Annotated in this window: 24 protein-coding genes; 12 read left to right on the top strand and 12 right to left on the bottom strand. The window is 72.4% G+C overall.

Translation table 11 applies throughout. From position 1 onward, the window contains the following. Positions 1 to 8 precede the first annotated feature (8 nt). Genes iolD through iolC form a run of 4 tightly spaced genes read right to left on the bottom strand, consistent with a single transcriptional unit; the run spans position 9 to position 4,693 of the window. Positions 9 to 1,886: a 3D-(3,5/4)-trihydroxycyclohexane-1,2-dione acylhydrolase (decyclizing) gene (gene iolD / locus ACIBN2_RS19735; protein ID WP_399135755.1), complete on the bottom strand. Its 1,878-nt coding sequence runs from the start codon at positions 1,884 to 1,886 to the stop codon at positions 9 to 11. Further along, the gene (iolB, locus tag ACIBN2_RS19730; RefSeq protein WP_399135754.1) at positions 1,886 to 2,776 is read right to left on the bottom strand and encodes a 5-deoxy-glucuronate isomerase; all 891 of its coding nucleotides are present in this window, start codon (positions 2,774 to 2,776) and stop codon (positions 1,886 to 1,888) included. Before iolB ends, iolD begins: the two co-directional genes overlap by 1 nt. A gap of 27 nt (positions 2,777 to 2,803) precedes the next feature. Next, on the bottom strand, positions 2,804 to 3,691 hold the full coding sequence (locus tag ACIBN2_RS19725; protein ID WP_399135753.1) for a deoxyribose-phosphate aldolase: 888 nt from the start codon (positions 3,689 to 3,691) through the stop codon (positions 2,804 to 2,806). Positions 3,692 to 3,715: 24 nt separating this feature from the next. Next, the gene (gene iolC / locus ACIBN2_RS19720; RefSeq protein WP_399135752.1) at positions 3,716 to 4,693 is read right to left on the bottom strand and encodes a 5-dehydro-2-deoxygluconokinase; all 978 of its coding nucleotides are present in this window, start codon (positions 4,691 to 4,693) and stop codon (positions 3,716 to 3,718) included. Between the two features lie 291 nt (positions 4,694 to 4,984). Between iolC and ACIBN2_RS19715 the strand changes: the two genes are divergently transcribed. Genes ACIBN2_RS19715 through ACIBN2_RS19695 form a run of 5 tightly spaced genes read left to right on the top strand, consistent with a single transcriptional unit; the run spans position 4,985 to position 9,953 of the window. Further along, on the top strand, positions 4,985 to 6,004 hold the full coding sequence (locus ACIBN2_RS19715; RefSeq protein ID WP_399135751.1) for a sugar ABC transporter substrate-binding protein: 1,020 nt from the start codon (positions 4,985 to 4,987) through the stop codon (positions 6,002 to 6,004). A 5-nt stretch (positions 6,005 to 6,009) separates the two neighbouring features. Further along, complete coding sequence (locus ACIBN2_RS19710; protein ID WP_399135750.1) at positions 6,010 to 7,080, top strand: ABC transporter permease; 1,071 nt, start codon at positions 6,010 to 6,012, stop codon at positions 7,078 to 7,080. Positions 7,081 to 7,084: 4 nt separating this feature from the next. Beyond that, the gene (locus ACIBN2_RS19705; RefSeq protein ID WP_399135749.1) at positions 7,085 to 7,996 is read left to right on the top strand and encodes an ATP-binding cassette domain-containing protein; all 912 of its coding nucleotides are present in this window, start codon (positions 7,085 to 7,087) and stop codon (positions 7,994 to 7,996) included. 1 nt (position 7,997) lies between these two features. Further along, positions 7,998 to 8,900 (top strand): sugar phosphate isomerase/epimerase family protein, encoded by a 903-nt coding sequence (locus tag ACIBN2_RS19700; RefSeq protein ID WP_399135748.1) that lies wholly within the window; start codon positions 7,998 to 8,000, stop codon positions 8,898 to 8,900. A gap of 27 nt (positions 8,901 to 8,927) precedes the next feature. Then, positions 8,928 to 9,953: a Gfo/Idh/MocA family protein gene (locus ACIBN2_RS19695; protein ID WP_399135747.1), complete on the top strand. Its 1,026-nt coding sequence runs from the start codon at positions 8,928 to 8,930 to the stop codon at positions 9,951 to 9,953. On the opposite strand, the gene ACIBN2_RS19690 is transcribed toward ACIBN2_RS19695, so the two are convergent. The 6 genes from ACIBN2_RS19690 to ACIBN2_RS19665 all read right to left on the bottom strand — a co-directional run bounded on the left by ACIBN2_RS19690 (position 9,946) and on the right by ACIBN2_RS19665 (position 15,950). Next, positions 9,946 to 10,395 (bottom strand): GNAT family N-acetyltransferase, encoded by a 450-nt coding sequence (locus ACIBN2_RS19690; RefSeq protein WP_399135746.1) that lies wholly within the window; start codon positions 10,393 to 10,395, stop codon positions 9,946 to 9,948. The genes ACIBN2_RS19695 and ACIBN2_RS19690 overlap by 8 nt on opposite strands. A gap of 42 nt (positions 10,396 to 10,437) precedes the next feature. Next, the gene (locus ACIBN2_RS19685) at positions 10,438 to 11,454 is read right to left on the bottom strand and encodes a Gfo/Idh/MocA family protein (protein WP_399135745.1); all 1,017 of its coding nucleotides are present in this window, start codon (positions 11,452 to 11,454) and stop codon (positions 10,438 to 10,440) included. Next, on the bottom strand, positions 11,451 to 12,770 hold the full coding sequence (locus tag ACIBN2_RS19680) for a protoporphyrinogen/coproporphyrinogen oxidase (RefSeq protein ID WP_399135744.1): 1,320 nt from the start codon (positions 12,768 to 12,770) through the stop codon (positions 11,451 to 11,453). The genes ACIBN2_RS19685 and ACIBN2_RS19680 overlap by 4 nt, the downstream gene beginning before the upstream one ends. Positions 12,771 to 12,931: 161 nt before the next feature. After that, a complete protein-coding gene (locus ACIBN2_RS19675) occupies positions 12,932 to 13,936 on the bottom strand; it encodes a Gfo/Idh/MocA family oxidoreductase (protein ID WP_399135743.1) in 1,005 nt (334 codons plus the stop codon). A 55-nt stretch (positions 13,937 to 13,991) separates the two neighbouring features. Beyond that, entirely contained in the window at positions 13,992 to 14,771 is a 780-nt protein-coding gene (locus ACIBN2_RS19670) for an SDR family oxidoreductase (RefSeq protein WP_399135742.1), read from the bottom strand. Between the two features lie 15 nt (positions 14,772 to 14,786). Continuing rightward, positions 14,787 to 15,950 carry a phytanoyl-CoA dioxygenase family protein gene (locus ACIBN2_RS19665; RefSeq protein ID WP_399135741.1) on the bottom strand — a complete coding sequence of 388 codons (1,164 nt, stop codon included), beginning with the start codon at positions 15,948 to 15,950 and terminating at the stop codon, positions 14,787 to 14,789. A gap of 143 nt (positions 15,951 to 16,093) precedes the next feature. Here ACIBN2_RS19665 and ACIBN2_RS19660 point away from each other — a divergent pair, with 143 nt between their 5' ends. Both ACIBN2_RS19660 and ACIBN2_RS19655 read left to right on the top strand, forming a co-directional pair. Then, complete coding sequence (locus ACIBN2_RS19660) at positions 16,094 to 17,125, top strand: LacI family DNA-binding transcriptional regulator (RefSeq protein WP_399135740.1); 1,032 nt, start codon at positions 16,094 to 16,096, stop codon at positions 17,123 to 17,125. An 11-nt stretch (positions 17,126 to 17,136) separates the two neighbouring features. Continuing rightward, positions 17,137 to 17,757, top strand: a complete 621-nt coding sequence (locus ACIBN2_RS19655) for a poly-gamma-glutamate hydrolase family protein (RefSeq protein WP_399135739.1) — start codon at positions 17,137 to 17,139, stop codon at positions 17,755 to 17,757. On the opposite strand, the gene ACIBN2_RS19650 is transcribed toward ACIBN2_RS19655, so the two are convergent. Continuing rightward, a complete protein-coding gene (locus tag ACIBN2_RS19650; protein ID WP_399135738.1) occupies positions 17,738 to 18,913 on the bottom strand; it encodes a Gfo/Idh/MocA family protein in 1,176 nt (391 codons plus the stop codon). The two genes, ACIBN2_RS19655 and ACIBN2_RS19650, sit on opposite strands and share 20 nt — an antisense overlap. Positions 18,914 to 19,055: 142 nt before the next feature. On the opposite strand from ACIBN2_RS19650, the gene ACIBN2_RS19645 reads away from it, so the two are divergent. After that, positions 19,056 to 20,060: a LacI family DNA-binding transcriptional regulator gene (locus ACIBN2_RS19645; RefSeq protein WP_399135737.1), complete on the top strand. Its 1,005-nt coding sequence runs from the start codon at positions 19,056 to 19,058 to the stop codon at positions 20,058 to 20,060. 14 nt (positions 20,061 to 20,074) lie between these two features. Here ACIBN2_RS19645 and ACIBN2_RS19640 read toward each other — a convergent pair whose 3' ends face one another. Then, entirely contained in the window at positions 20,075 to 20,419 is a 345-nt protein-coding gene (locus ACIBN2_RS19640) for a cupin domain-containing protein (protein ID WP_399135837.1), read from the bottom strand. A gap of 150 nt (positions 20,420 to 20,569) precedes the next feature. Between ACIBN2_RS19640 and ACIBN2_RS19635 the strand changes: the two genes are divergently transcribed. Genes ACIBN2_RS19635 through ACIBN2_RS19620 form a run of 4 tightly spaced genes read left to right on the top strand, consistent with a single transcriptional unit; the run spans position 20,570 to position 23,742 of the window. After that, the gene (locus ACIBN2_RS19635) at positions 20,570 to 21,094 is read left to right on the top strand and encodes a hypothetical protein (protein ID WP_399135736.1); all 525 of its coding nucleotides are present in this window, start codon (positions 20,570 to 20,572) and stop codon (positions 21,092 to 21,094) included. A 40-nt stretch (positions 21,095 to 21,134) separates the two neighbouring features. Next, the gene (locus ACIBN2_RS19630) at positions 21,135 to 21,731 is read left to right on the top strand and encodes a hypothetical protein (RefSeq protein ID WP_399135735.1); all 597 of its coding nucleotides are present in this window, start codon (positions 21,135 to 21,137) and stop codon (positions 21,729 to 21,731) included. Positions 21,732 to 21,757: 26 nt separating this feature from the next. After that, positions 21,758 to 22,663: an intradiol ring-cleavage dioxygenase gene (locus ACIBN2_RS19625; protein ID WP_399135734.1), complete on the top strand. Its 906-nt coding sequence runs from the start codon at positions 21,758 to 21,760 to the stop codon at positions 22,661 to 22,663. Further along, complete coding sequence (locus tag ACIBN2_RS19620; RefSeq protein WP_399135733.1) at positions 22,660 to 23,742, top strand: maleylacetate reductase; 1,083 nt, start codon at positions 22,660 to 22,662, stop codon at positions 23,740 to 23,742. Before ACIBN2_RS19625 ends, ACIBN2_RS19620 begins: the two co-directional genes overlap by 4 nt. The last annotated feature ends 47 nt before the right edge of the window (positions 23,743 to 23,789 follow it).

Here is a 23,789-nt window from a genome sequence, read left to right as displayed (position 1 = left end):
CCGGGAGTTCAGAGGTGACGGCGCCGGTCGGCGGTGTGGCGGTCGTACTCCTCGCGGGCCTGGACGGCGGCCTCGCGGGAGGCGGTCTCGGCGACGGGCACGTCCCACCAGGCCTCGGCCCCGGGAGCGGCCGGGCCGGCGGTGTCGGTCTCGACGTAGACGCAGGTGGGGCGGTCGGAGGCGCGGGCGGTGGCGAGCGCCTCGCGCAGTTCGCGGATCGTCTTGGCGCGCAGGACGTCCATGCCGAGGCTGCCCGCGTTGGCCGCGAGGTCGACGGGGAGCGGGGCGCCGGAGAAGGTGCCGTCGGCGGCGCGGTAGCGGTAGGCGGTGCCGAAGCGTTCGCCGCCGACCGTCTCGGACAGGCCGCCGATGGAGGCGTAGCCGTGGTTCTGCAGCAGGACCAGGTTGACCGGCAGGCCCTCCTGGACGGCCGTGACGATCTCCGTCGGCATCATCAGGTAGGTGCCGTCGCCGGCCAGCGCCCACACCGGGGTGCCGGGCGCGGCCTGCTGGACGCCGATCGAGGCCGGGATCTCGTAGCCCATGCAGGAGTAGCCGTACTCCAGGTGGTACTGGCGCCTGCCGCGCGCCCGCCAGAGCTTGTGCAGGTCGCCGGGGAGCGAGCCGGCCGCGTTGATCACCACGTCGTCGTCGCCGACGACCGCGTCCAGCGCGCCGAGCACCTGCGTCTGGGTCGGCGCGTTGCTGTCGTCCTCGGCGGAGTAGGCGGCCTCGACGACCTGCTCCCAACTCGCCTTGCCGGCGCGGTACTCGGCCTCGTACTCGATGCCGACACGGTGGTCGGCCAGCCCCTCCAGCAGCGCGGTCAGGCCCGCCCGGGCGTCGCAGACGAGGGTGCGCGCCGCCAGCTTGTGGGCGTCGAACGCGGCGATGTTGAGGTTGACGAACCGCACGTCCGGGTTCTGGAAGAGGGTGTGCGAGGCGGTGGTGAAGTCCGTGTAGCGGGTGCCGACGCCGATGACGAGGTCGGCGGAGCGCGCGATGCCGTCGCTGACCGCGGTGCCGGTGTGGCCGATGCCGCCGAGGTCGGCGGGGTGGTCGTGGCGCAGCGCGCCCTTGCCCGCCTGGGTGGAGGCGACCGGGATGCCGGTGGCGTCCACCAGGGCCTTCAGCGCCTCCTCGGCCCGGCTGTGGTGGACGCCGCCGCCCGCGACGATCAGCGGGCGCTCGGCGGCCCGGATGGCCCGCAGCGCCTCGGCCAGCTCGACCGGGTCGGGCGCGGGACGCCGTACGTGCCACACGCGCTCGGCGAAGAACTCCTCCGGCCAGTCGTACGCCTCGGCCTGCACGTCCTGGGGGAGGGCCAGGGTGACCGCGCCGGTCTCGACGGGGTCGGCGAGGACCCGCATGGCGTTCAGGGCCGTCGGGATCAGGGCCTCGGGGCGGGTGACGCGGTCGAAGTAGCGGGAGACCGGCCGCAGGGTGTCGTTGACCGAGACGTCCGCCTCGGTGGGGTGCTCCAGCTGCTGCAGCAGCGGGTCGGCCGTGCGGGTGGCGAAGTAGTCGCCGGGCAGGAGCAGCACCGGGATGCGGTTGATGGTGGCGAGGGCGGCGCCGGTGACCAGGTTGGTGGCGCCGGGGCCGATGGAGGTGGTGACCGCCTGCGCGGAGAGGCGGTCGAGCTGGCGGGCGTGGCCGACGGCCGCGTGCACCATGGCCTGCTCGTTGCGGCCCTGGTGGAACGGCATCGCCTGCTCGCCGGCCTCCAGCAGGGCCTGGCCGATCCCGGCGACGTTGCCGTGGCCGAAGATGCCCCAGGTGCCCGCGATCAGCCGGTGGCGTACGCCGTCGCGCTCGGTGTACTGGACGGACAGGAACCGCACCAGGGCCTGGGCGACGGTCAGGCGGCGGGTGGGTGTGCTCATCAGGACTGCTCCGGTGCCGTGTAGAGGGGGAGACGGGGGTCGACGGGCTGCTCGGGCCAGGTGCCGCGGACCCAGGCGTGGTCCGGGTGGTCGCAGATCAGCCAGGCGCGCTCGGGCTCGGGGCCCGCCATGACGTTGAGGTAGTACATGTGGTGGCCGGGCACCGCCATGGACGGTCCGTGCCAGCCGTCGGGGATCAGCACGACGTCGCCGCCGCGCACCTCGGCCAGGACGTCGGTGTTGCGGCCGTGCCCGGAGGGGGAGACGCGCTGGTAGCCGAGACCGGGGGTGCCGTCGTGGTCGGCGAACTCGAAGTAGTAGACCTCTTCGAGGACGGATTCCTCGCCGGGCCGGTGCTCGTCGTGCTTGTGCGGCGGGAAGGACGACCAGTTGCCGCCCGGGGTGATGACCTCGACCGCGATGAGCTTGTCGCACTCGAAGACGCCGGCCGCGCCGAAGTTGTTGACCTGCCGGGAGGAGTTGCCGGTGCCGCGCAGCTCCACCGGCACGGACGAGGCCGGGCCGTAGCGGGCGGGCAGCCGGCGGGTGCAGCGGGCCCCGGTGAACGCGAACCGTCCCCCGCCGCCGGACGTGATCGTCGTACGGGCGTCCCTGGGCACGTAGGCGAAGTCGGTGACGCCGCTGAAGACGCTCTCGCGGCCGGTGAGTTCGAAGGTGTCATGGCCGAAGTCGTCGGCGGCCGCGACCGTGCAGCCGCCGCTCAGCGGCAGCACGATCCACTCGCTGTCGCCGGTGTCGAAGGTGTGTGTGCCGCCCGGCGGCAGCTCCAGGACGCGCAGGCTCGAGTAGCCCCAGCCGGCCTTCTCGGGCGAGACGTCCACGACGTACGGGCCGCCGAGGGCCTTGCCTGCGGGAAGGTGATACGTCATTGCGTTCCTCCGTGTCACAACGCCAGGTCACAACAGGCCGACGGCCGTGTCCACCGCTGCCTCCACACTGCCCTCGGCCGGGTAGAGCAGCGAGCGGCCCACGACCAGGCCCTGCACGGCCGGCAGCGCGAGGGCCTTGCGCCACCGCTCGTACGCACCGGCTTGATCCTCTGCGGAGTCCCCCACGTCGCCGCCGAGCAGCACGGCCGGAAGTGTGGAGGTCTCCAGGACCTCGCGCATGTCGTCCGCGTCGTCGGTGACGGGCAGCTTCAGCCAGGTGTAGGCCGAGGTGCCGCCCAGGCCCGAGGCGATGGCGACGGACCTGGTGACCGCCTCGGCGGACAGGTCGTTGACGACCTTCCCCGCGGCCCGGCGGGAGATGAACGGCTCGATGAACAGGGGGAGGCGGCGGGCCGCCATGTCGTCGACCGCACGGGCGGCCGACTCCAGGGTGCGCAGCGAGCCCGGGTCGTCGTAGTCGATGCGCAGCAGCAGCTTGCCCGCGTCGAAGCGCATGCGCTCGATGTCGGTGGGGCGGTGGCCGGTGAAGCGGTCGTCGAGCTCGAAGCTCGCGCCCTGGAGGCCGCCGCGGTTCAGCGAGCCCATGACGACCTTGTCCTCCAGCGCGCCGAGCAGGAGCAGGTCCTCCAGGATGTCGGCGGTGGCCAGCACCCCGTCCACGCCCGGCCGGGACAGCGCGAGGCACAGGCGCTCCAGCAGGCCGGCGCGGTCGGCCATGGCGAGCCGGCGGTCGCCGACGCCGAGCGCGCCGCGGGCCGGGTGGTCGGCGGCCACGATCATCAGCCGGCCGGAGTCGCCGACGAGCGGGCGGCGGGTGCGCCGGGCGGCCGCTTCGGCGACGGCCTCGGGATGCCGGGCCCTGACCGGGACGAGGTCGGGGATGCTGAGGGTCAACAGGGGGCTCCGTTTCAGGCGGCTTCAGGCGGCGGCGCGCGCGAGGAGGTCCTCGACCTCGGCCTCGGTGGGCATCGCGGAGGAACAGGCGAGTCGGGAGGCGACCAGGGCGCCGGCCGCGTTGGCGTGCCGCATGATGTCGGCCGGCTCCCGGCCGGACAGCAGGCCGTGCACGAGCGAGCCGCCGAAGGCGTCGCCGGCGCCGAGGCCGTTGGCCACCTCCACCGGCACCGGCGGGACCTCGGCGGTGGTGCCGTCGCGGTGCACCGCGAGCACGCCCTTGGGGCCCTGCTTGACCACCGCCAGCTCCACGCCCGCCGCCAGCAGCGCCTCGGCGCACGCCCGCGGCTCACGGAGACCGGTGGCCACCTCGCACTCGTCGAGGTTGCCGACGGCGACCGTGGAGTGCCGCAGCGCTTCCTCGTAGTAGGGGCGGGCCTCCGCGGGGTCCTGCCAGGCCGAGGCACTCCAGAGCTCGGGCCGCCAGTCGAGGTCGAAGACCGTGATGCCGGCCCTGTCGCGCGCCTTGAGGGCGGCGAACGTGGCCGAGCGGCTGGGCTCCTCGCTCAGCCCGGTGCCGGTGATCCAGAAGACCCGGGTCGCCCGAATGGCGAAGAAGTCCAGCTCCTCGGTGTGTATCTCCAGGTCAGGCGCCTTAGGCTGCCGGTAGAAATACAGAGGGAAGTCGTCCGGCGGAAAGATCTCGCAGAAGGTCACCGGCGTCGGACGGGCGGCGACGGGCGTGACCCAGCGGTCGTCGACGCCGAACTCCTTCAGCGCCTGGTGCAAGTAGGTGCCGAAGGGGTCGTCGCCGGTGCGGGTGATCACCGCCGCGGACCGGCCGAGCCGGGCCGCGGCGACCGCCACGTTTGCGGCCGAGCCACCCAGAAACTTGCCGAAGGTGTCGACCTGGGCCAGGGGCACCCCCGACTGGAGGGGGTAGAGATCTACTCCGATACGGCCCATCGTGATCAGGTCGAAGGGCTGGGCTGACTCGGTCATGCGCGACGCTCCTCGCACCGGATCGGGGACGCGGGACCCGGAGGGGCCGCCGCATCCCAGGTGTAGGCCGCGGAGGGTGGCGCTGTCAATAGTTTGTACTTACATTCGGACCTGACGGTGAAATGATGTCTTAACAAAGTATTGACAGCGGGCGCAGCCAGCGGTTTGATCCCGTCCCAGGCCGACCGCCGCGTTTGCGGCACACGTCCCGGGCATGCCAAGATCCCGGGTTCGGATCTTCGTGATCCCCTTCTCCTTTCCCCCGCAACGCACAGTGAGGTGCCAGGAAAGATGGACCGCGTTTCTCATTCCCGCTCCCGCAGACTCGTCCCCGTCGTCGCGGTGGCCGCGGCTGCAGCCCTGACCCTCGCCGGCTGTTCCAGCAGCTCCGGGGGCAAGAAGTCCGAGGAGGGCGGGGGCAACGCCTCTGCGGGCAAGGCCACCACGCCCCGGATGACCGTCGCGCTGGTCACGCACCAGTCGCCCGGCGACACCTTCTGGGACATCGTCCGCAAGGGCGCCGAGGCCGCCGCGGCCAAGGACAACATCAAGCTGATCTACTCGGCCGACCCGAACGCGGGCACCCAGTCCAACCTGGTGCAGAACGCGATCGACCAGAAGGTCGACGGCATCGCGGTCACCCTCGCCAAGCCCGACGCGCTCAAGGGCGTCATCGGCAAGGCGAAGTCGGCGAACATACCCGTCGTGGGCCTCAACTCCGGCGTCAGCGACTGGAAGAAGCTCGGCCTGATGTCGTTCTTCGGCCAGGACGAGAGCGTCGCGGGCGAGGCGTTCGGCAAGAAGCTCAACGAGGTCGGCGCGAAGCACGTGGTCTGCGTCGTCCAGGAGCAGGGCAACATCGGCCTGACGCAGCGCTGCGACGGCCTGAAGAAGACCTTCTCCGGCAAGAGCGAAGTACTCAACGTCAACGGCACCGACATGCCGTCCGTGAAGTCGACGATCACCGCCAAGCTCAAGCAGGACTCCTCCATCGACTACGTCGCCACGCTCGGCGCGCCCTTCGCGCTCACGGCGGTGCAGTCGGCGTCGGACGCGGGCAGCAAGGCAAAGATCGCGACCTTCGACCTCAACAAGGACCTCACCAGCGCCATCAGCAAGGGCACGATCCAGTTCGCGGTGGACCAGCAGCCGTACCTGCAGGGCTACCTCGCGATCGACTCGCTGTGGCTCTACAAGAACAACGGCAACTACATGGGCGGCGGGGAGGCGCCGGTGCTGACCGGTCCCGCGTTCGTCGACAAGTCCAACGTCGCGGCCGTCTCCCAGTTCGCCGCGAAGGGCACCCGGTGACGAGTATGACCCAACACGCTGAGCCGGCGGTGACCACACCGCCGGCCTCCGGCCCCAAACAGGCCGACGGACGCACGGGCCAACGATCGCTGCTGGTCAAGACGTTGGCCCGGCCCGAGGTCGGCGTCTTCCTCGGCGCCATCGCGGTCTACGTCTTCTTCCTGATCGCGGCGCCCCCGGTGCGGGATGCCAGCGCGATGGCGAACATCCTGTACCAGTCCTCCACCCTCGGCATCGTGACCATCCCGGTGGCGCTGCTGATGATCGGCGGCGAGTTCGACCTGTCCGCCGGTGTCGGAGTGATCACCTCGGCGCTGACCGCGAGCATGCTGGCCTACCAGCTCACCATGAACGTGTGGGTGGGCGTCGTCGCCGCCCTCGCCGTGTCCCTCGCGATCGGCTTCTTCAACGGCTGGATGGTCGTCAAGACCGGCCTGCCCAGCTTCCTGGTCACCCTGGGCACCTTCCTGATCCTCCAGGGCGTCAACCTCGCGGTGACCAAACTGGTCACCGGCAACGTCGCCACCGACGACATCAGCAACATGGACGGCTTCGACCAGGCCAGGAAGGTCTTCGCGTCGTCCTTCGGCATCGGCGGCGTCCAGGTGAAGATCACCGTGTTCTGGTGGCTGCTGTTCGCGGTCATCGCCACGTGGCTGCTGACGCGCACGAGGTACGGCAACTGGATCTTCGCGGTCGGCGGCAACAAGGACAGCGCCCGTGCCGTCGGTGTCCCGGTGGCCTTCACGAAGATCTCCCTGTTCATGCTGGTCGGCTTCGGCGCCTGGTTCGTCGGCATGCACCAGCTGTTCTCCTTCAACACCGTGCAGTCCGGCGAGGGCGTCGGCATCGAGCTGATCTACATCTCCGGTGCGGTGATCGGCGGCTGCCTCCTGACCGGCGGCTACGGCACCGCGATCGGCCCCGTCTTCGGCGCCTTCATGTTCGGCATGGTCCAGCAGGGCATCGTCTACGCCGGCTGGAACCCCGACTGGTTCAAGGCATTCCTCGGCGTCATGCTCCTCGGCGCCGTCCTGATCAATCTGTGGGTCCAGCGCACCATGACCCGGAGGTGACCCGATGAGTGACAAGAACACCGAAACCCACGGCGCGATCATCGCGGACACCGAGCCGGAGAACGGCGACGTGGTCGTCGAGCTGCGCAACGCGGGCAAGTCCTACGGCAACATCCGCGCCCTGCACGGGGTGAGCCTCAAGGTCCGCCCCAGCCAGGTCACCTGCGTGCTGGGCGACAACGGCGCCGGCAAGTCCACCCTCATCAAGATCATCTCCGGGCTGCACCAGCACACCGAGGGCGAGTTCCTCGTCGACGGCGCCCCGGTGCGCTTCTCCACTCCGCGCGAGGCCCTCGACCGCGGCATCGCCACCGTCTACCAGGACCTGGCGACCGTCCCGCTGATGCCGGTGTGGCGCAACTTCTTCCTCGGTTCCGAGATGACCAAGGGCCCCTGGCCGGTGCGTCGCCTCGACATCGAGAAGATGAAGCAGACCGCCGACCACGAGCTGCGCGCGATGGGCATCGTCCTGGACGACCTGGAACAGCCCATCGGCACCCTCTCCGGCGGCCAGCGCCAGTGCGTGGCCATCGCCCGCGCCGTCTACTTCGGCGCCCGGGTCCTGATCCTGGACGAGCCGACCGCCGCGCTCGGCGTCAAGCAGTCCGGCGTGGTGCTCAAGTACATCGCCGCCGCCCGCGACCGCGGCCTGGGCGTCATCTTCATCACCCACAACCCGCACCACGCCTACATGGTCGGCGACCACTTCAGCGTGCTGCGCCTGGGCACCATGGAACTGTCCGCCTCACGCAGCGAGGTCAGCCTGGAAGAACTCACCAACCACATGGCCGGAGGCGCCGAACTCGCCGCCCTCAAACACGAGTTGTCTCAGGTCAGCGGCGTCGACGTGGAGGAGCTCCCGGAGCGGGAAGACCTCACCGCACCCCTCGCGGCGGGCCCGGAAGGCACGTCCTGACATGGCGGCCGCCCTGGACCGCATCCGGGTCGGCTCGGCCCCCGACTCGTGGGGCGTGTGGTTCGCCGAGGACCCGCAGCAGGTGCCCTGGGAACGCTTCCTGGACGAGGTCGCGGAGGCCGGGTACGCCTGGATCGAGCTGGGCCCGTACGGCTATCTGCCGACGGACCCGGCCCGGCTCACCGACGAGACCGCCCGGCGCGGGCTGAAGGTCTCGGCTGGCACCGTCTTCACCGGCCTGCACCGCGGCCCGGCCGTCTGGGACGCCACGTGGCGGCACGTCAGCCAGGTCGCCGCGCTCACCCAGGCGATGGGCGCGCGGCACCTGGTGGTGATCCCCTCCTTCTGGCGGGACGACAGGACCGCCGAGATCCTGGAGCCGCCCGAGCTGACCGGCGAGCAGTGGGCCCACCTGACCAAGGGCATGGAGCGCCTCGGCCACGAGGTGACGGAGACCTACGGCCTCGAGCTCGTCGTGCACCCGCACGCCGACACCCACATCGACACCGAGGACCACGTCGAGCGCTTCCTCGACTCCACCGACACCGACCTCGTCAACCTCTGCCTGGACACCGGCCATTACGCCTACTGCGGCGGCGACAGCGTCAAGCTGATCGAGACCTACGGCGAGCGCATCGGCTATCTGCACCTCAAGCAGGTCGACCCGGAGATCCTGGCCGACGTACGGGCCGAGGGCACGCCGTTCGGGCCGGCCGTGGCGCAGGGCGTGATGTGTGAACCGCCCGCCGGAGTACCGGAGTTGGGGCCCGTCCTGGAGGCGGCACAGAGGCTGAACGTCGAGCTGTTCGCGATCGTCGAGCAGGACATGTACCCCTGCGAGCCGGACGCGCCGCTGCCCATCGCGGCGCGCACCAGAAAGTTCCTCAGGTCCTGCGGCGCCTGACCGCCCGACCGTCCCAAGGGGGTCACCATGGCTCGGCCCGAGACGCTGCAAGTCGCCGTCGTCGGCGCGGGAAAGATGGGCGCCGACCACGTCCGCCGTATCCAGGAGGTCATCAGCGGGGCCCGGGTGACCGCCGTCGTCGACGTCGACGCGGAACGGGCGAAGGCCGTCGCCTCCCGTGTCGACGGCTGCACCGCCTACACCGATCCGGCCGCGGCGATGGCGGCGCACGACGTCGACGCCGTCCTGATCGCCTCTCCGGGACCCGCCCACGAGGCGGCCCTGCTGACGGCGTTCGCCCGCGACCTGCCCGTCCTGTGCGAGAAGCCGCTCACCCCGGACGCGGCCTCCGCGCTGCGCGTCATGGAAGCCGAGCGGCGACTGGGCCACCGACGCGTCCAGGTGGGCTTCATGCGGCGTTACGACGCCGAATACATGAAACTCAAGTCCCTTCTGCGTACAGGCCAGTTGGGCCGCCCCCTCCTGCTCCACAACCGGCACCGCAACGTCGCCTCCCCACCCGGCTGGACGAGCGAGATGCTCATCAACGACTCCGTCGTGCACGAGATGGACGTCACCCGCTGGCTGCTCGGCCAGGAGATCACCGCCGTCACGGTCCTGCGCCCGGCCCCGTCGGCGAACGCGCCGGACGCCGTGCAGGACCCCCAGTTCGTCGTCTTCGAGACCGACGGCGGCGCGATCGTCGACGTCGAGATCTTCGTCAACTGCGGCTTCGGCTACCAGGTCCAGGCCGAGGTGGTCTGCGAACGCGGCACCGCACGCATCGGTGACGGCCACGCCATGGTCACCAGCATGGCCGGCCGCTGGGGCGGCACCATCACCCAGGACTACATCGACCGCTTCGCCGACGCCTACGACCGCGAGGTCCAGACGTGGGCCGACGCCACCCGCCGCGGCGAGGTCACCGGCCCGAGCGCGTGGGACGGCTACGCGGTCGCCGCGGTCTGCGAGGCCGGCGTGCACTCGCTCCAGGAGGGGGGCCGGGTGGAGGTCGAGCTGGTGGAGCGGCCGGCGCTCTACGACGTCAGCTGAGCGCCCGCGAGAACACGACCCGGTCCTCACCGGGCCCGTTGTAGTCCTTCTCCACCCGCACCTCGAAGCCGAGACTGCGATGGAACGCCACGGACCCCTTGTTGCCGAGGCTGGTGATCGCCTTCAGCCGGACCGCCCCGTGCCGCCGCGCGGCCTCGGTGAAGGCGGCGTACAGCTCGCGCCCCAGACCGGTGCCGCGGGCGTCGTCCCTCGTCGCGATCAGGTGCACGTACCCGGTCCGGTCCGGCGTCACGAAGCCGATCAGATAGCCGAGGATGCCGCTGCCGTCGCCGGAGCGGGCGACCAGGCAGGTCTCGCCGAACTCCTGCACCAGGGCGAGCAGATGGAGCGCGCGGAGGTCCCGCTCGCCCCAGTAGCGGGGGTGGTCGGTGAGGACCTGCTGGATGTCGGTGACGTGGGCGGGGGTGATCTGCGCGGCCATGGCGCCGATCATCTCAGAGCCATGGCCGCGTGCCGGGGGCCGCTACAGCGCGGTGCGCGGCCGCGGTTCGAACCCCGCCGCCCGGTAGCACTCGTCGATCAGTGTCATCGTCGCCACCGCGTCGTCCGCGTCGAGCGGCAGCGGCCTGCCCGCGCGGATCCGCGCGGCGAATGCCTCCAGCTGGTAGGTGTACGACGACCTGGTGCCGAGACGTTCGGTGCGCTCGCCCTCGTCCGTGCGGACCACGATCCGGTCGTCGAGCTGGGGCAGGACGTAGTTCGGGGCCAGGGCCTCGCCTCGGGTGCCGACGATGCGGCAGCTCATCTCGAGCTCGTCGTGGGCCATGTGGCAGCGAGCGCTGGCGGTGGCGCCGTTCGGGAACTCCAGGTCGGCGTCGAGCCATTCGTCGACTCCTGGTGCGCCCGCCCGTTCGCCGCCCCGCGCGGAGACCAGGCGGGGCGCGCCGCCCGCCCAGGGGGCGAGCATGCGCAGGGCGTGCAGGCCGTAGCAGCCGAGGTCCATCATGGCGCCGCCGGCCAGGGAGAGGGACCAGCGGGGGTCGGTGTCGGCGGGGGCCGGGATGGCGACCGTGGTCTCCACCCGCTGCAGTTCGCCCAGTTCACCGTCGGCCAGGAGTTCGTGCAGGCGGCGGGTGACCGGGTGGAAGAGGTAGTGGAAGGCCTCCATGAAGACGGTGCCGGCCTTGGCCGCCGCCTCCCGTACCTCGGCGGCCTCCCCGGCGTTGCTCGCCGAGGGCTTCTCGCTCAGGACGTGCTTGCCGGCCGTGAGCGCGGCGAGGTTCCACGGGCCGTGCAGGCCGTTGGCGAGCGGGTTGTAGACGACCTCGACCTCGGGGTCGGCCAGCAGGTCCGCGTAGGAGTCCGCGACCCGCTCCACGCCGTGCTCGGCGGCGAAGGACTCGGCGCGGGACCGGTCGCGCGCGGCCACGGCGACCAGGCGGTGGCCGCCCGTGCGGGCGGGGTCGAGCAGGGCGCGTTCGGTGATGCGTGCGGCGCCCAGGATGCCGATGCGCAGCGGTGCGCGGTCCTCTTCGCTCATGACGTGCGTTCCTCCTTGATCCGTTCCTGCGGAGTCAGTGTGCCCTGGGCCGGCGGGAAGTGGCGGCGGACGAGGTCCTGGGCATGGGCGACGGTGCACTCGACCAGCTCGAAGGCGGGCAGGCCGCCGGTGTAGTAGGTGCGGGTCCGGCCCTGGAGCGCGTCGAGGCGGTCCAGGGCGCCGGCCCCGAGGTCGTCGCTGCCGAAGTGCGGCATGAACGCCCACGGCTGGTGCAGGTGCACCTCCCGAAGGTGCCCGCCGAGCTGTGCGATGTCCTGCCGCAGCAGGGTGGCGACGTCCTCGGGGCGGCCGTAGGAGTAGAAGGTCCGTACGTCGCTGTCCGGGTAGCGGTGATGGTACGAGACGCAGTGGCCCGTCGCCGTGCGCTGCGCGGTGTGGCGGGTGAGGAAGTAGAAGGCGTTGTCGGGCAGTTCGGAGGCGGTGGCGACGGTGGTGTGGTACGCGTTGCTGCGGACCCGGCCGGCCAGGTCGCGTTCCTGGGCGGTGGCGTCCAGCGCCGGCAGGATCCGGTCCAGCGTGACGGCGAGCACCAGGTCGTCGGCGTCCAGCGGGCCCGCGTCCGTCAGGACCCGTACGCCGTCCGCGTGCCGTTCCACCGAGGTCACGCGCACCCCGCAGCGCACGTCCTTCAGCTCCGCGGCGACCCGGCGCCACAGCGTCGCGAACCCGCCCGCGACGGTGAACGAGCCTTCGTGGCCCAGCAGTTCGGGTCCCGGGGAGAGCAGTCCGGTCATCTCGGCGTACTTGACGAAGTACAGCGCGGGCATGGCGTCGTCGAGACAGCCGTAGCCGGCCGCCGTGTAGCCGGGGCCGAACGACGCGGCCATGGACCGGAGGCGGTGCTCCGCGAGCCAGTCGGTGACGGGCGCTGCCAGCGCCCGCGCGGAGTGGGCGAGGCCCGGTTCGGCGATGTGCGGGAACTCCCGCTCGCGCAGGGCCCGGTAGCGGCGGAAGGCCGGGTCGCGTAAGAACGACATGGCCTGGCGGGACGTGGTGCGCCGCTCGACGTCGAGGATGCGGTAGCGGGTGGTGCGCTCCGTCTCCACACCGAGCTCCTCCATCAACCGGGCCGTCCGCTCGTACCGGTTGGTGCATATGTGGCCGCCCAGGTCGTGGGCCAGGCCCTCGACCTCCATGCTCCGGCACTTGCCTGCGACCGTGTCCTGCTCCTCCAGGACCGTCACCCGGTGCCCGGCGCGCTCCAGTTCACGGGCGGCCGTCAGCCCGCTCGGTCCGGCACCGATGACGATCACGCGGCGGGGGCCGTCGGGCCGGGACGTCTCGGCTGTGTTCATAATCGTCGCTCCTCGATCGGTCGGGCATGAGTGGACCTCATGGTGGTACGGGAGGTTCCCGTGATGGTGACCGTCGGGGGCAACGTGGTGGCCGACACACTCTCGTGCTCCGGGCGCCGGAGGCCGGCCCACGCCCGGAGCACGAGGGACTGGAGCCGCCGTCAGGCGGTGCGCACCTCGGCGATCGTCACCGGCCGGTGCTCGTGCAGCGAGAGCGTGCAGGCGTCGGCGATCCAGCCGGCCTCCAGCGCGTCCGCGACCGTGCACGGCGAGGGGCGGCTGCCGGCCACGACCTCGGTGAACGCGGTGAGTTCGGCGCGGTAGGCCGCGGTGAACCGGTCCATGAAGAAGTCGTGCGGGGTGCCCGCCGGGAAGGTCACGCCGGGCTCGACGGAGCGCAGCGGCAGCTTGTCCTCCAGGCCGACGGCGATGGAGTCCGCAAAGCCGTGGATCTCCATCCGGACGTCGTAACCGCGCGCGTTGTGGCGGGAGTTGGAGACCACGGCGATGGTGCCGTCGTCGAGGGTGAGGATCGCGCCGGTGGTGTCGGCGTCGCCCGCCTCCTTGATGTACTCGGCGCCGCGGTTGCCGCCGACGGCGTACACCTCGACGACCTCGCGGCCGGTCACCCAGCGGATGATGTCGAAGTCGTGCACCGAGCAGTCGCGGAAGATTCCGCCGGAGGCGGCGATGTACGCGGCCGGCGGCGGCGCCGGGTCCAGGGTGGTCGAGCGCACGGTGTGCAGCTTGCCGAGCTCGCCGCTCGCCACGGCGGCGCGGGCGGCGACGAACCCGGCGTCGAAGCGGCGGTTGTAGCCGATCTGGATCGGCACGTCGCTGCCCTCGATCGCCTTCAGCACCCGCACCCCCTCGGCCATCGTCCCGGCGACGGGCTTCTCGCAGAAGACGGGGATGCCGGCCTCGACCCCGGCCAGGATCAGCCCGGGGTGGGCGTCCGTCGCGGCCGCGACCACGATGCCGTCGACGCCGGCGGAGAGCAGGGCCTGGGGCGAGTCCACGACCTCGCCGCCGAACCGCTCCGCGGCGGACTTGGCGGCGTCCGCGAACGGGTCGGTGAGCACGAGCGACTCGACCGCGCCGAGTCCGGAGAGGGTCTCGGCGTGGAAGGCGCCGATGCGGCCGAGGCCGAGGATTCCGATACGCATGAGCTTCGCTGCTTTCGTGAGTGGTGTTGCTGTCCGCCGTCCGGCTCGGCCTGCGTCAGTCCAGGCCGCCCAGCACGTTCTGGTCCCAGTCGATCACCGAACCCGTGACCACGCCCGACCGCTCCGACAGCAGCAGGACCACGAAGTCGGCGATCTCGTCCGGTTGCCCGAGCTTGCCCATCGGGAGCTTCGCCGCGGCCTGGGCACGCCAGTCGTCGTCGGCGTCGTGGAACCGCTTCTGCGTCGCGTCCTCGCCCTCCGTCTCCGTCCAGCCGATGTTGAGGCCGTTGATCCGGACCCGGTCCCAGCGGTGGGCGTGCGCGGCGTTGCGGGTCAGGCCGATCAGGCCCGCCTTCGCGGCGACGTAGGGCGCGAGGAAGGGCTGCCCGCCGTGCGCCGAGGACGTGATGATGTTGACGATCGTGCCGGGGGCCTTGCGGGAGACCATGTCGGCGACGGCGGCCTGCATGGCGAAGAACGGCGCCTTCAGGTTGATCGCGATGTGCTGGTCGAACAGCTCGGGCGTGGTGTCCAGCAGCGTGCCGCGCGAGGTGAGCCCCGCGGAGTTGACCAGGCAGTCGATGCGCCCGTACGCCGCGACCACGTCGCCCACCGCGGTCCTCGCCTGCTCCGCGTCGGCGAGGTCGGCGCGGATGAACATCGCCTTGCCGCCCTCGGCCGTCAGCTCGGCGACCAGCGCCTCGCCCGGGGCCGGGCGCCGCCCGCTCACGGCCACGACCGCCGCGCCCTCGCGGACCGCGGCCCGGGCGACCGCGGCGCCGACGCCCTGACTGCCGCCGTTGACGAGGACGACCTTGTCGTCGAGAAGTCCCATGCGTTCCGGGTCCTTTCAGCTTTCCCGGCGCTCGGCGCCGGCCCGCAGCTCCTGCCGTAGAGCCTCGGGAGTCCATGACTCGCGCAGCGCGCGCCGGACCACGTCCGCCTGCGCGGGCGGGGCGAGGCCGTCGGCCGGCGGGTCGCTGTCGAGGTTGGTGGGGAAGGGGTATCCCTCGGCGCTCGCGGCGATCACGTTCTCCAGCCACTCCTCATCCGCGCCCTCGGCCGCGCGCCTCAGCAGCACGGGGAAGACCGCGTTGGCGACGGCCTCGCGGTCCACCGTCTCCATGGCCCGTCCGAACGCGGAGGACACCTGGAGCAGGTTGGCCATGCGGCGGATGCCGGTGGAGCGATTCGTGCCCGCCGCGTGGAACAGCGCGGGGTTGAAGAAGGCCGCGTCGCCCTTGGCGAGCGGGAGCTGGACGCGGTGGGCGTCGAAGTACGCCTGGAACTCGGGCAGCCGCCAGGCCAGATAGCCGGGCTCGTACTGCTGCGAGTACGGCAGGTACAGCGTCGGCCCGGACTCCACCGGCATGTCGCAGTGGGCGACCGCGCCCTGGAGGGTGAGCACGGGGGAGAGGACGTGCACATGGGCCGGGTAGGCGGCCGCCGCCTCGTTGGAGAGGAAGCCCAGGTGGTAGTCGCGGTGCGCGGTCTGCGCGGCGCCGCCCGGATTGACGACGTTGACCTGCGAGGTGACCTGGTAGCCGGGGCCGAGCCAGGCCGCCGAGGCCAGCGCGAGGATGTCGTTGGCGTAGTAGCCGGCGAACGCCTCGGGGTCGTACAGGGCCGCCTTCTCCAGCGCGTTCCACACCCGGTCGTTGGCGCCCGGCCTGGCGAAGTGGTCCCCGGCGGTGGCGCCCGAGGCGCGCTGCTCGGCGATCAGGGCGTCGAAGACGGCGCTGAGCCGGTCGACGACGGACGGGTCGGGGAACGCGCCCCTGAAGACCACGATCCCGGGCCCCTCGGTGAACGCCCGCACCAGCTCGGAGCGGACCGGGTGCCGCTCGGCCGCGCGCAGCCGCTCACTGTCGTAGATCAGGACGTTCTGCTCCACCCCGGACGCGTGCGGGAAGTCCGCGAGGTCGGTGCCCCGCTCGACCAGCTCACGGAAGCCGGCCAGGTCGCAGTCCTGTTCGGACAGCCGGGCGCGGTGATCCACGGAGCTCGGAGACATCGTCGTTCCTTCGGTCGGAGGTGCCACGCAGCGCTCGGTGACAGTCCTGGGCTGCCCTGTCATTCTTGTCATGACAAACCTGGCGAACAACCGGCACGCTGCCATCAAAAACCCCTCAAGGACCCAGCGAGAGGAGCCCGCGCATGGGCCACCCCTTCCCGATCCGGGAGATCGCCCGGCAGGCGGGCCTGAGCGAGGCCACCGTCGACCGGGTCCTCAACGGCAGGGGCGGGGTGCGCGAGAGCACCGCACGGGAGGTCCGGCAGGCCATCGGCGACCTGGACCGGCAGCGCACCCAGGTCCGGCTGGTCGGGCGCACCTTCATGATCGACATCGTGATGCAGGCGCCGGAGCGGTTCTCCACCGCCGTCCGCGCCGCCCTGGAGGCGGAGCTGCCCGCGCTGCACCCGGCCGTGGTGCGCTCGCGCTTCCACTTCCGCGAGACCGGCCCGGTGGCGGAACTGACGGCGACCCTGGACCGGATCGCCCGGCGCGGCTCGCAGGGCGTGATCCTCAAGGCGCCGGACGTCCCCGAGATCACGGCCGCCGTCGGCCGGCTCGCCGAGGCGGGCATCCCCGTCGTCACCCTGTTCACCGACCTGCCCGCCACCGCCCGCCTCGCCTACGTCGGCATCGACAACCGCGCCGCCGGCGCCACCGCCGCCTACCTCATGGGGCAGTGGCTGGGCGAGCGGCCCGGCAACGTGCTCACCAGCCTCAGCAGCGGTTTCTTCCGCAACGAGGAGGAGCGCGAGATGGGCTTTCGCAGCGCCATGCGCACCCGCCACCCGGACCGCACGCTGGTCGAGATCGCCGAGGGGCAGGGCCTGGACGCCACCCAGTACGACCTCGTGCGCGCCGCCCTCGCCCGCGACCCCGGCATCCGCGCCGTCTACTCCATCGGCGGCGGCAACATCGCCACCCTGCGCGCCTTCGAGGACCTGGGCCGCGAGTGCGCGGTGTTCGTGGCGCACGACCTCGACCACGACAACACCCGCCTGCTGCGCGAACACCGCCTGTCCGCCGTCCTCCACCACGACCTGCGCCAGGACATGCGCGAGGCCTGCCACATCGTCATGCGTGCTCACGGCGCGCTGCCGCCCACGGGGCCTACGCTGCCCTCGGTGATCCAGGTGGTGACGCCGTACAACATGCCACCACAGGCGACGGGGTGAGGAGACAGGTCATGACCAGGACGGAACTCGTGGAGATCGAGGGCGTCCGCCTGCTCGCCACGCTCACGACGGGCGGCGAGATCGGGCTGCTCGCGCTGCACGGCAGCAACGAGGGCGGCACGGCCGAGCTCGCCCGGTCGGTGGCCGAGCGCTGCGGCGCCACCAGCCTGGTCTTCACCCAGCCGGGCGTGCCCGAGCCGGTGCACATCCCCTCCGCGCGCATGGCGGTGGAGCACTGTGCCCTGCTGCGGGTGTTCCTGTCCCGGGTCACCGTCGCGGTCTCGCTGCACGGCCACATGAGACGGGCGACACCGCGGTCCATCTTCCTCGGCGGGGCCAACCGGCCGGCCGCCCGTCTGCTCGCCTCGGGACTGGGCGCCCTGCGACCGGAGTTCGACCCGGTCACCGAGCTCGCCGAGATCCCGGCCGGCCTGCGCGGCGTGCACGCCAGGAACCCGGTCAACCTGCCCCGGCGCGGCGGTGTCCAGGTCGAACTCCCGCTGTCCGCCCGCACCCGCAGGCCGGGCTGGGACCCGGAGATCCCCGACAATCCGCCGCGCCGCGTGGTCGACGCCCTCGTCACCGGCGTCCGGCTGCTGGCGGCCAAGTCCGTCACGCATCCGGCACGTTGACCCAGGCACCGCTCGCGGCCGACCGAACCATCGCCTCCAGTACGGCGGCGCTGCGCACGGCGTCCGGCAGGGTGGCCCCGTGCGGCTCGCCCTCCGCGACGGAGCGCAGGAAGCGGTGCGCCTCGATCACCTTCAGGTCGTCGTAGCCCATGCCGTTGGCGGCGCCCGGCTGGAACGCGCCGTACTCACCGGCGCCCGGGCCGACGTACACCGTGCTGACGGGCTGGTCCTGGTAGCTGGGGCCGGTGTCGGAAGGGCCGCGGCTGACGCCGAGCTCGTTCATACGGCGGAAGTCCCAGAAGAGGGCGCCCTCGGTGCCGTGCACCTCGAAGCCGTAGTTGTTCTGCTCGCCCACCGAGACCCGGCAGGCCTCCAGCACGCCGCGGGCGCCGGAGGCGAAGCGCAGCAGGCAGTTGACGTAGTCCTCGTTCTCGACCGGGCCCAGCTCGCCGCCGGTGGCGCGGGTGTGGCCGGCGGTGGCGCCGGTGGGACGGGCCCGCTCCGGGATGAAGACGGCCGTGTCGGCGGTCAGCGACTCGATGCCGCCGAGCAGGAAGCGGGCCAGGTCGGCGCCGTGCGAGGCGAGGTCGCCCAGCACGCCGCTGCCGCCGCGCTCCTTCTCGTAGCGCCAGGTGAGGGCGCCCTCGGGGTGGGAGGCGTAGTCGCTGAAGAGGCGCACGCGGACGTGCGTGATGCGGCCGATCTCCCCGGAGGCGATGAGTGCGCGGGCGGTCTCGACGGCGGGCGCGTTGCGGTAGTTGAAGCCCACCGCGCCCTGCACGCCCGCGCGGGCGACCGCGTCGGCCACCGCCTGCGCGTCGGCCGTGTTCAGGCCGACCGGCTTCTCGATCCAGATGTGCTTGCCCGCCTCGGCCATCGCGACGCCGATCTCGCGGTGCAGGAAGTTGGGGGCGGTGATGGAGACGGCCCGCACGCGCGGGTCCCCGGCGACCTCGCGCCAGTCCCGGGTCGTCGAGGTGAACCCGAACTGCGCGGCGGCCTCCTCGGCCCGGCCCGGCACCTCCTCGGCGACCGTCACCAGCTGCGGGCGCAGGCCCAGCCGCGGATAGTGGTGCAGGACGCGGGCGTACGCCTGGGTGTGCACCCGGCCCATCCAGCCGAACCCGATGACGGCGACACCGAGCGAATCCACCATGACGGCCCCTCTTCGGCACTGCTTGGAACGGTCCACAATCTGTCCAGGTCACCCTGAAGGCCCGTATCCGCTGCTGTCAACCCTGACCGGACGCTCACCGGACCCTTTGACAAGCCCTCCGGTCCATGGAACGGTCCAGGCCATGAAATCGCCGACCATCCGCGACGTGGCCGAAGCCGCCGGCGTGTCCAAGTCGCTGGTCTCGCTCGTGCTGCGCGGCTCCGGGCAGGTGCGGCCGGAGAAGCGCGACGCCGTGCTGCGGGCGGCGCGCGAGCTCGGCTACCGTCCCAATGCCGCGGCGCGCAGCCTCAGTGAGCAGCGCACGCGCACCGTCGGCGTGCTCCTGAACGATTTGCGCAACCCTTGGTTCGTCGACCTGCTCGACGGCCTCAACTCGCTGCTGCACGACAACGGGCTGCGCATGCTGCTGGCCGACGCCCGCCTCAACCGCCGCGCCGGCCAGGACCCCGCCGACCCGCTCCTCGACCTGCGGGTGGACGGCCTGGTCGTCGTCGGCACCCTGCCCGACCCGGCCGCGCTGGGCACGGCCGCCGAGCGCGTCCCGGTCGTCGTGGCGGGGGCCCGCGAGCCCGCCCCGGCCGGCGTGGACGTGGTGGCGTGCGACGACGAGCAGGGCGCCCGGCTGGTCACCGAGCACCTCATCGCGCTCGGTCACCGGCGCATCGCGCACATCGCGGGCTACGGCGCCGTCGGCGAGCTGCGCAGGCGCAGCTTCGAGGCGACGATGCGGGCGCACGGCCTCGCGGACGAGGCCGTGGTGGAGCCCAGCGACATGACGGAGGAGGGCGGTTACCGCACCACGGTCCGGCTGCTGAGCCGTCCCGCGCGGCCCACCGCCCTGTTCGCCGTCAACGACATCGCCTCCGTCGGCGCGCTCTCGGCCGCGGAGGAGCTCGGCCTGCGCGTCCCGCACGACGTGTCCGTCGTCGGCTACGACAACACGAGCATCTCCCGGCTGCGCCACGTCTGGCTGACCACCGTCGACAACGCCGGGCACGAGGTCGGCCGCCGCGCCGCGCGCTGCCTCCTGGACCGCTTCGAGCGGCCCGGGGGAGCGGGGCAACTGCAGCTGGCCGCACCGGCGTTGGAGATCCGCGGCACGACCGCGGCGCCGCCCGCCGGGTAACCGCCGGCGCGGGCTCACAGGTTGATGGCGTACGCCTTGCGCAGCGTCTCGTGCACCGTCCACGTCGTGCGGTCGCCCTCGCGCAGCACGGCCAGGTCCCCGGGCCCCACCCGCAGCGTCGGACCGCCCTCGAACTCGATGGTCGCCGACCCGCTGAGCACGACGAACAGCTCGTCCGCCTCGGTGTCGGTGACGACGCCCGGCGTGATCTGCCAGATGCCGCGGATCTGCGTGCCGTCCGGCGACTCCCAGACGACCTTGCCGGTCACCTCGGGCGAACCGGAGACGATCTGCCCGGGGTCGAGGGGCTCCGGCTCGAGCTCGGCGTCCGGGACGTGCACGACGAAGCTGTGGGGCATGGCGAGGCTGTCGGTCATGCCGCGACCCTAACGAGCGCGCCCGCCGCCCGTGCGTGGACACTGTGTGCGCTATCGGCCCAGGTGGGAGGACACTTCGTCGCGGCGGCCGCGAACTGGCGCACCGCCCGGCCCCGGGTGATCGTTGAGGGCATGGCCGACTCCATGGCGGACCCCGCGACGCCCGTCGCCGCCCGGCGGGGCCACGACACCCGCGAGGCCGTCCTCTTCGGCGGCGTCTACGGCTCGGTGCTGGCCTGCTCGATGGTCGCGGCACTCTCCCAGTACGGCCACACCTCCCGCGCCGGCCGCCGCTACGACGCCCTGTGGCTGCTGGTCACGGCGCTGGCCTCGGCCCTCGCCCACGGCTACGCCCACTACATCGCCGAACGCGAGCCGCATCGCCGCTGGGACGTCCTGCGCGCCCTCGTCGACGAATGGCCCCTGATCGCCGCCGTGCTGCCGACCGTGCTGCTGCTGGCCGGCGCCGGATGGGGCTGGTGGCCGCCGAAGGGGGTGGAGTACGCGGCGTTCGTGCTGAACATCGTCCTGCTCTTCACGCTCGGCCTGGTGACCGCCCGGTGGTCGCACCGCACCTGGCTCCTCGCCGTGGGCACCGGAATGGTGGACGCGCTGCTCGGCATGATCGTGGTCGTCGCGAACGCGATCATCAAATGATGGCGTCACAGACCGGCCGTCCTGCCATAAGGTCTGCCGCGTGGGGACGGACATGGATGGTGTCATCGAAAGCCGCCGCGCCGACGGACGCTGGCGGATGGAGTTCGATCTGCTGGACTTCAGCCCGCCGCGGGACTACGTCGCCTGGGACTGCCTCTTCGGCGTGCGCGGGACCGGGGACGTGGAGCGCCCGCTCTTCGCCGACCGCGGGTTGCCCGACGACGTGTCGGACCCGGTGCGCGAGGCGGCGTTCGGCGACGGGCAGCACGGCCACACGCACCTCAGCTGGGCCGACGCCGGCGCGGTCGACTGGGACGAGCCGCTGGCCTCCCGGCCCGCCTGGTACTGGACGCACCGCTCGGACCCGGGCGGCGAGCACCTCGTACGGGTGACGCCCACCCTGCGCACGGCCGCCGGCGAACTCTTCGGCGGCGGTGGGCTGTTGCTCGCACCGCCGGAATGGCCGCCCGGCGCCGAGGTGCACCTGGACGGCGCGGTGTACCGGCCCGTGGTCCTCACCGCCCGCATGCTCGCCCCGCCGGACGAGGGATGCTGGGCAGAGGTGTGGGGCGCCATGCGCCACCTCGCGGCCGACCACGGCGACGAACACGTACGGCTCACCGTCTGGTTCGGTTGACCCGCGCACCCGGGAAGGGAGCTGTCATGACCACCGACGCCACCGGCATGACCACCGGCACGACCACCGGGACGCCCTCCGCCGACACGACCGTCACCGACGAGGCCGTCGGCAGCCTGGCCGGCACCGCCGACCCGCGGCTGCGCGAGCTGCTCGCCGGCCTGATCCGCCATCTGCACGCCTTCGCGCGCGAGACGCGACTGACGCAGGAGGAGTGGGAGAAGGCCGTCGCCTTCCTCACCAGGACCGGCCAGACCTGCACCGACACCCGGCAGGAGTTCATCCTCCTGTCCGACGTGCTGGGCCTGTCGATGCTCGTCGAGACGCTCAACGGCGACCGCGCCGCCGGTGCCACCGAGTCCACGGTGCTCGGCCCCTTCCACATGACCGAGTCTCCGGTGCGCGAACTCGGCGCGGACATCGACCTGGTGGGCGGCGGCGAGCCCTGCGTGGTCAGCGGCCGGGTCCTGTCCCGCGACGGAACTCCCTTGCCGGGCGCGGTGATCGACGTCTGGCAGGCCGACGGCAACGGCTTCTACGACGTCCAGCGCCCGGACGTGCAGCCGCCGGGCAACGGCCGCGGACTGTTCACCGCGGACGCCGAGGGCCGCTTCTGGTTCCGCACCTGCGTGCCGAGCCCGTACCCGATCCCGACGGACGGCCCGGTCGGCGGCCTGCTGCACGCGACCGGCCGCCACCCCTACCGCCCGGCCCACATCCACTTCATCGCCTCGGCGGAAGGACATGTGCCGGTCACCACGCACATCTTCGTCGCGGGCACCGACTACCTCGACTCCGACGCCGTGTTCGCCGTCAAGCGGAGCCTCGTCAAGGACTTCGCCAGGACGGACGATCCTTCCCTGGCGGGGGAGTTCGGCGTCGCGAACCCGTTCCGGCATGCCCGCTTCGACCTCGTCCTGGAGCGGTCGTGAAGGACGTCCTGGACTTCTCCTACGAGTCCCGGCCCGTGCGGGTCGTCTTCCGGCCCGGCGCCGCCACCACCGCGACCCCCGGCGAGGCGGCCGCGCTCGGCCTGCGCCGCCTGCTGGTGGTCTGCGGCAGCCGCGGCACGGGCACCGCCCGCGCGGTCGCCGACGCCCTCGGGCCCGCCTGCGTCGGCCTGCACGACGGCGCCCGGATGCACGTCCCCGCCGACGTCGCGACCCGTGCCGTCGAGGTGGCCCGCGCGGCGGGCGCCGACGGCTGCGTGGCGGTCGGCGGCGGCTCCTCGATCGGCCTCGGCAAGGCCGTCGCGCTGCGCACCGGCCTGTCGCTGATCGCGGTGCCCTCCACCTACTCCGGCTCGGAGATGACCCCGGTCTGGGGCCTGACCGAAGACGGCGCCAAACGCACCGGCCGCGACCCCGTCGTCCTGCCGCGCAGCGTCGTCTACGACCCCGCGCTGACCCTCTCCCTGCCCGTGCCGCTCTCCGTCACCAGCGGCATCAACGCGATCGCCCACGCCGTCGAGGCGCTCTACGCCCCCGACACCTCGCCCCTGATCGCGCTGATGGCCGAGGAGGGCGTACGGGCCATGGCGGGAGCCCTGCCCGCGGTGGCCGACCGCCCGGACTCCCTCGAGGCCCGGGGCCGTGCCCTGTACGGGGCCTGGCTGTGCGGCTCCTGCCTCGGCGCCACCACCATGGGCCTGCACCACAAGCTGTGCCACGTCCTGGGCGGCACCTTCGGCCTGCCGCACGCCGAGACGCACACGGTGGTCCTGCCCTACGCCCTCGCCTACAACGCCCCCGCGGCCCCCGAGGCGGCCGCCACGGTGGCCCGCGCCCTGTCCGCCACCGACGCCCCGCACGCCCTGCGGTCCCTCGCCGCCCGGCTGGGCGCCCCCAGCACCCTGGCCGAACTGGGCCTGAAGGAGACGGACTTGGCGGAAGCGGCCGCCCAGACGGCGGTCCAGGCGTACGCCAATCCGCGCCCGGTCACGGCGGAGGGGGCGCTCGCGGTGCTGCGGGCCGCGTACGAGGGCGGGCCGCCGGAGTTTCCCGGCATCTGACCCGGCCCGCCGGTCCTGATCGCCCTATGCCCTGCCAGAGCTGTGCC

This window comes from Streptomyces sp. NPDC050534, assembly GCF_044457745.1.
Lineage (GTDB): Bacteria > Actinomycetota > Actinomycetes > Streptomycetales > Streptomycetaceae > Streptomyces.
This window is presented reverse-complemented; position numbering and strand designations above follow the sequence as displayed.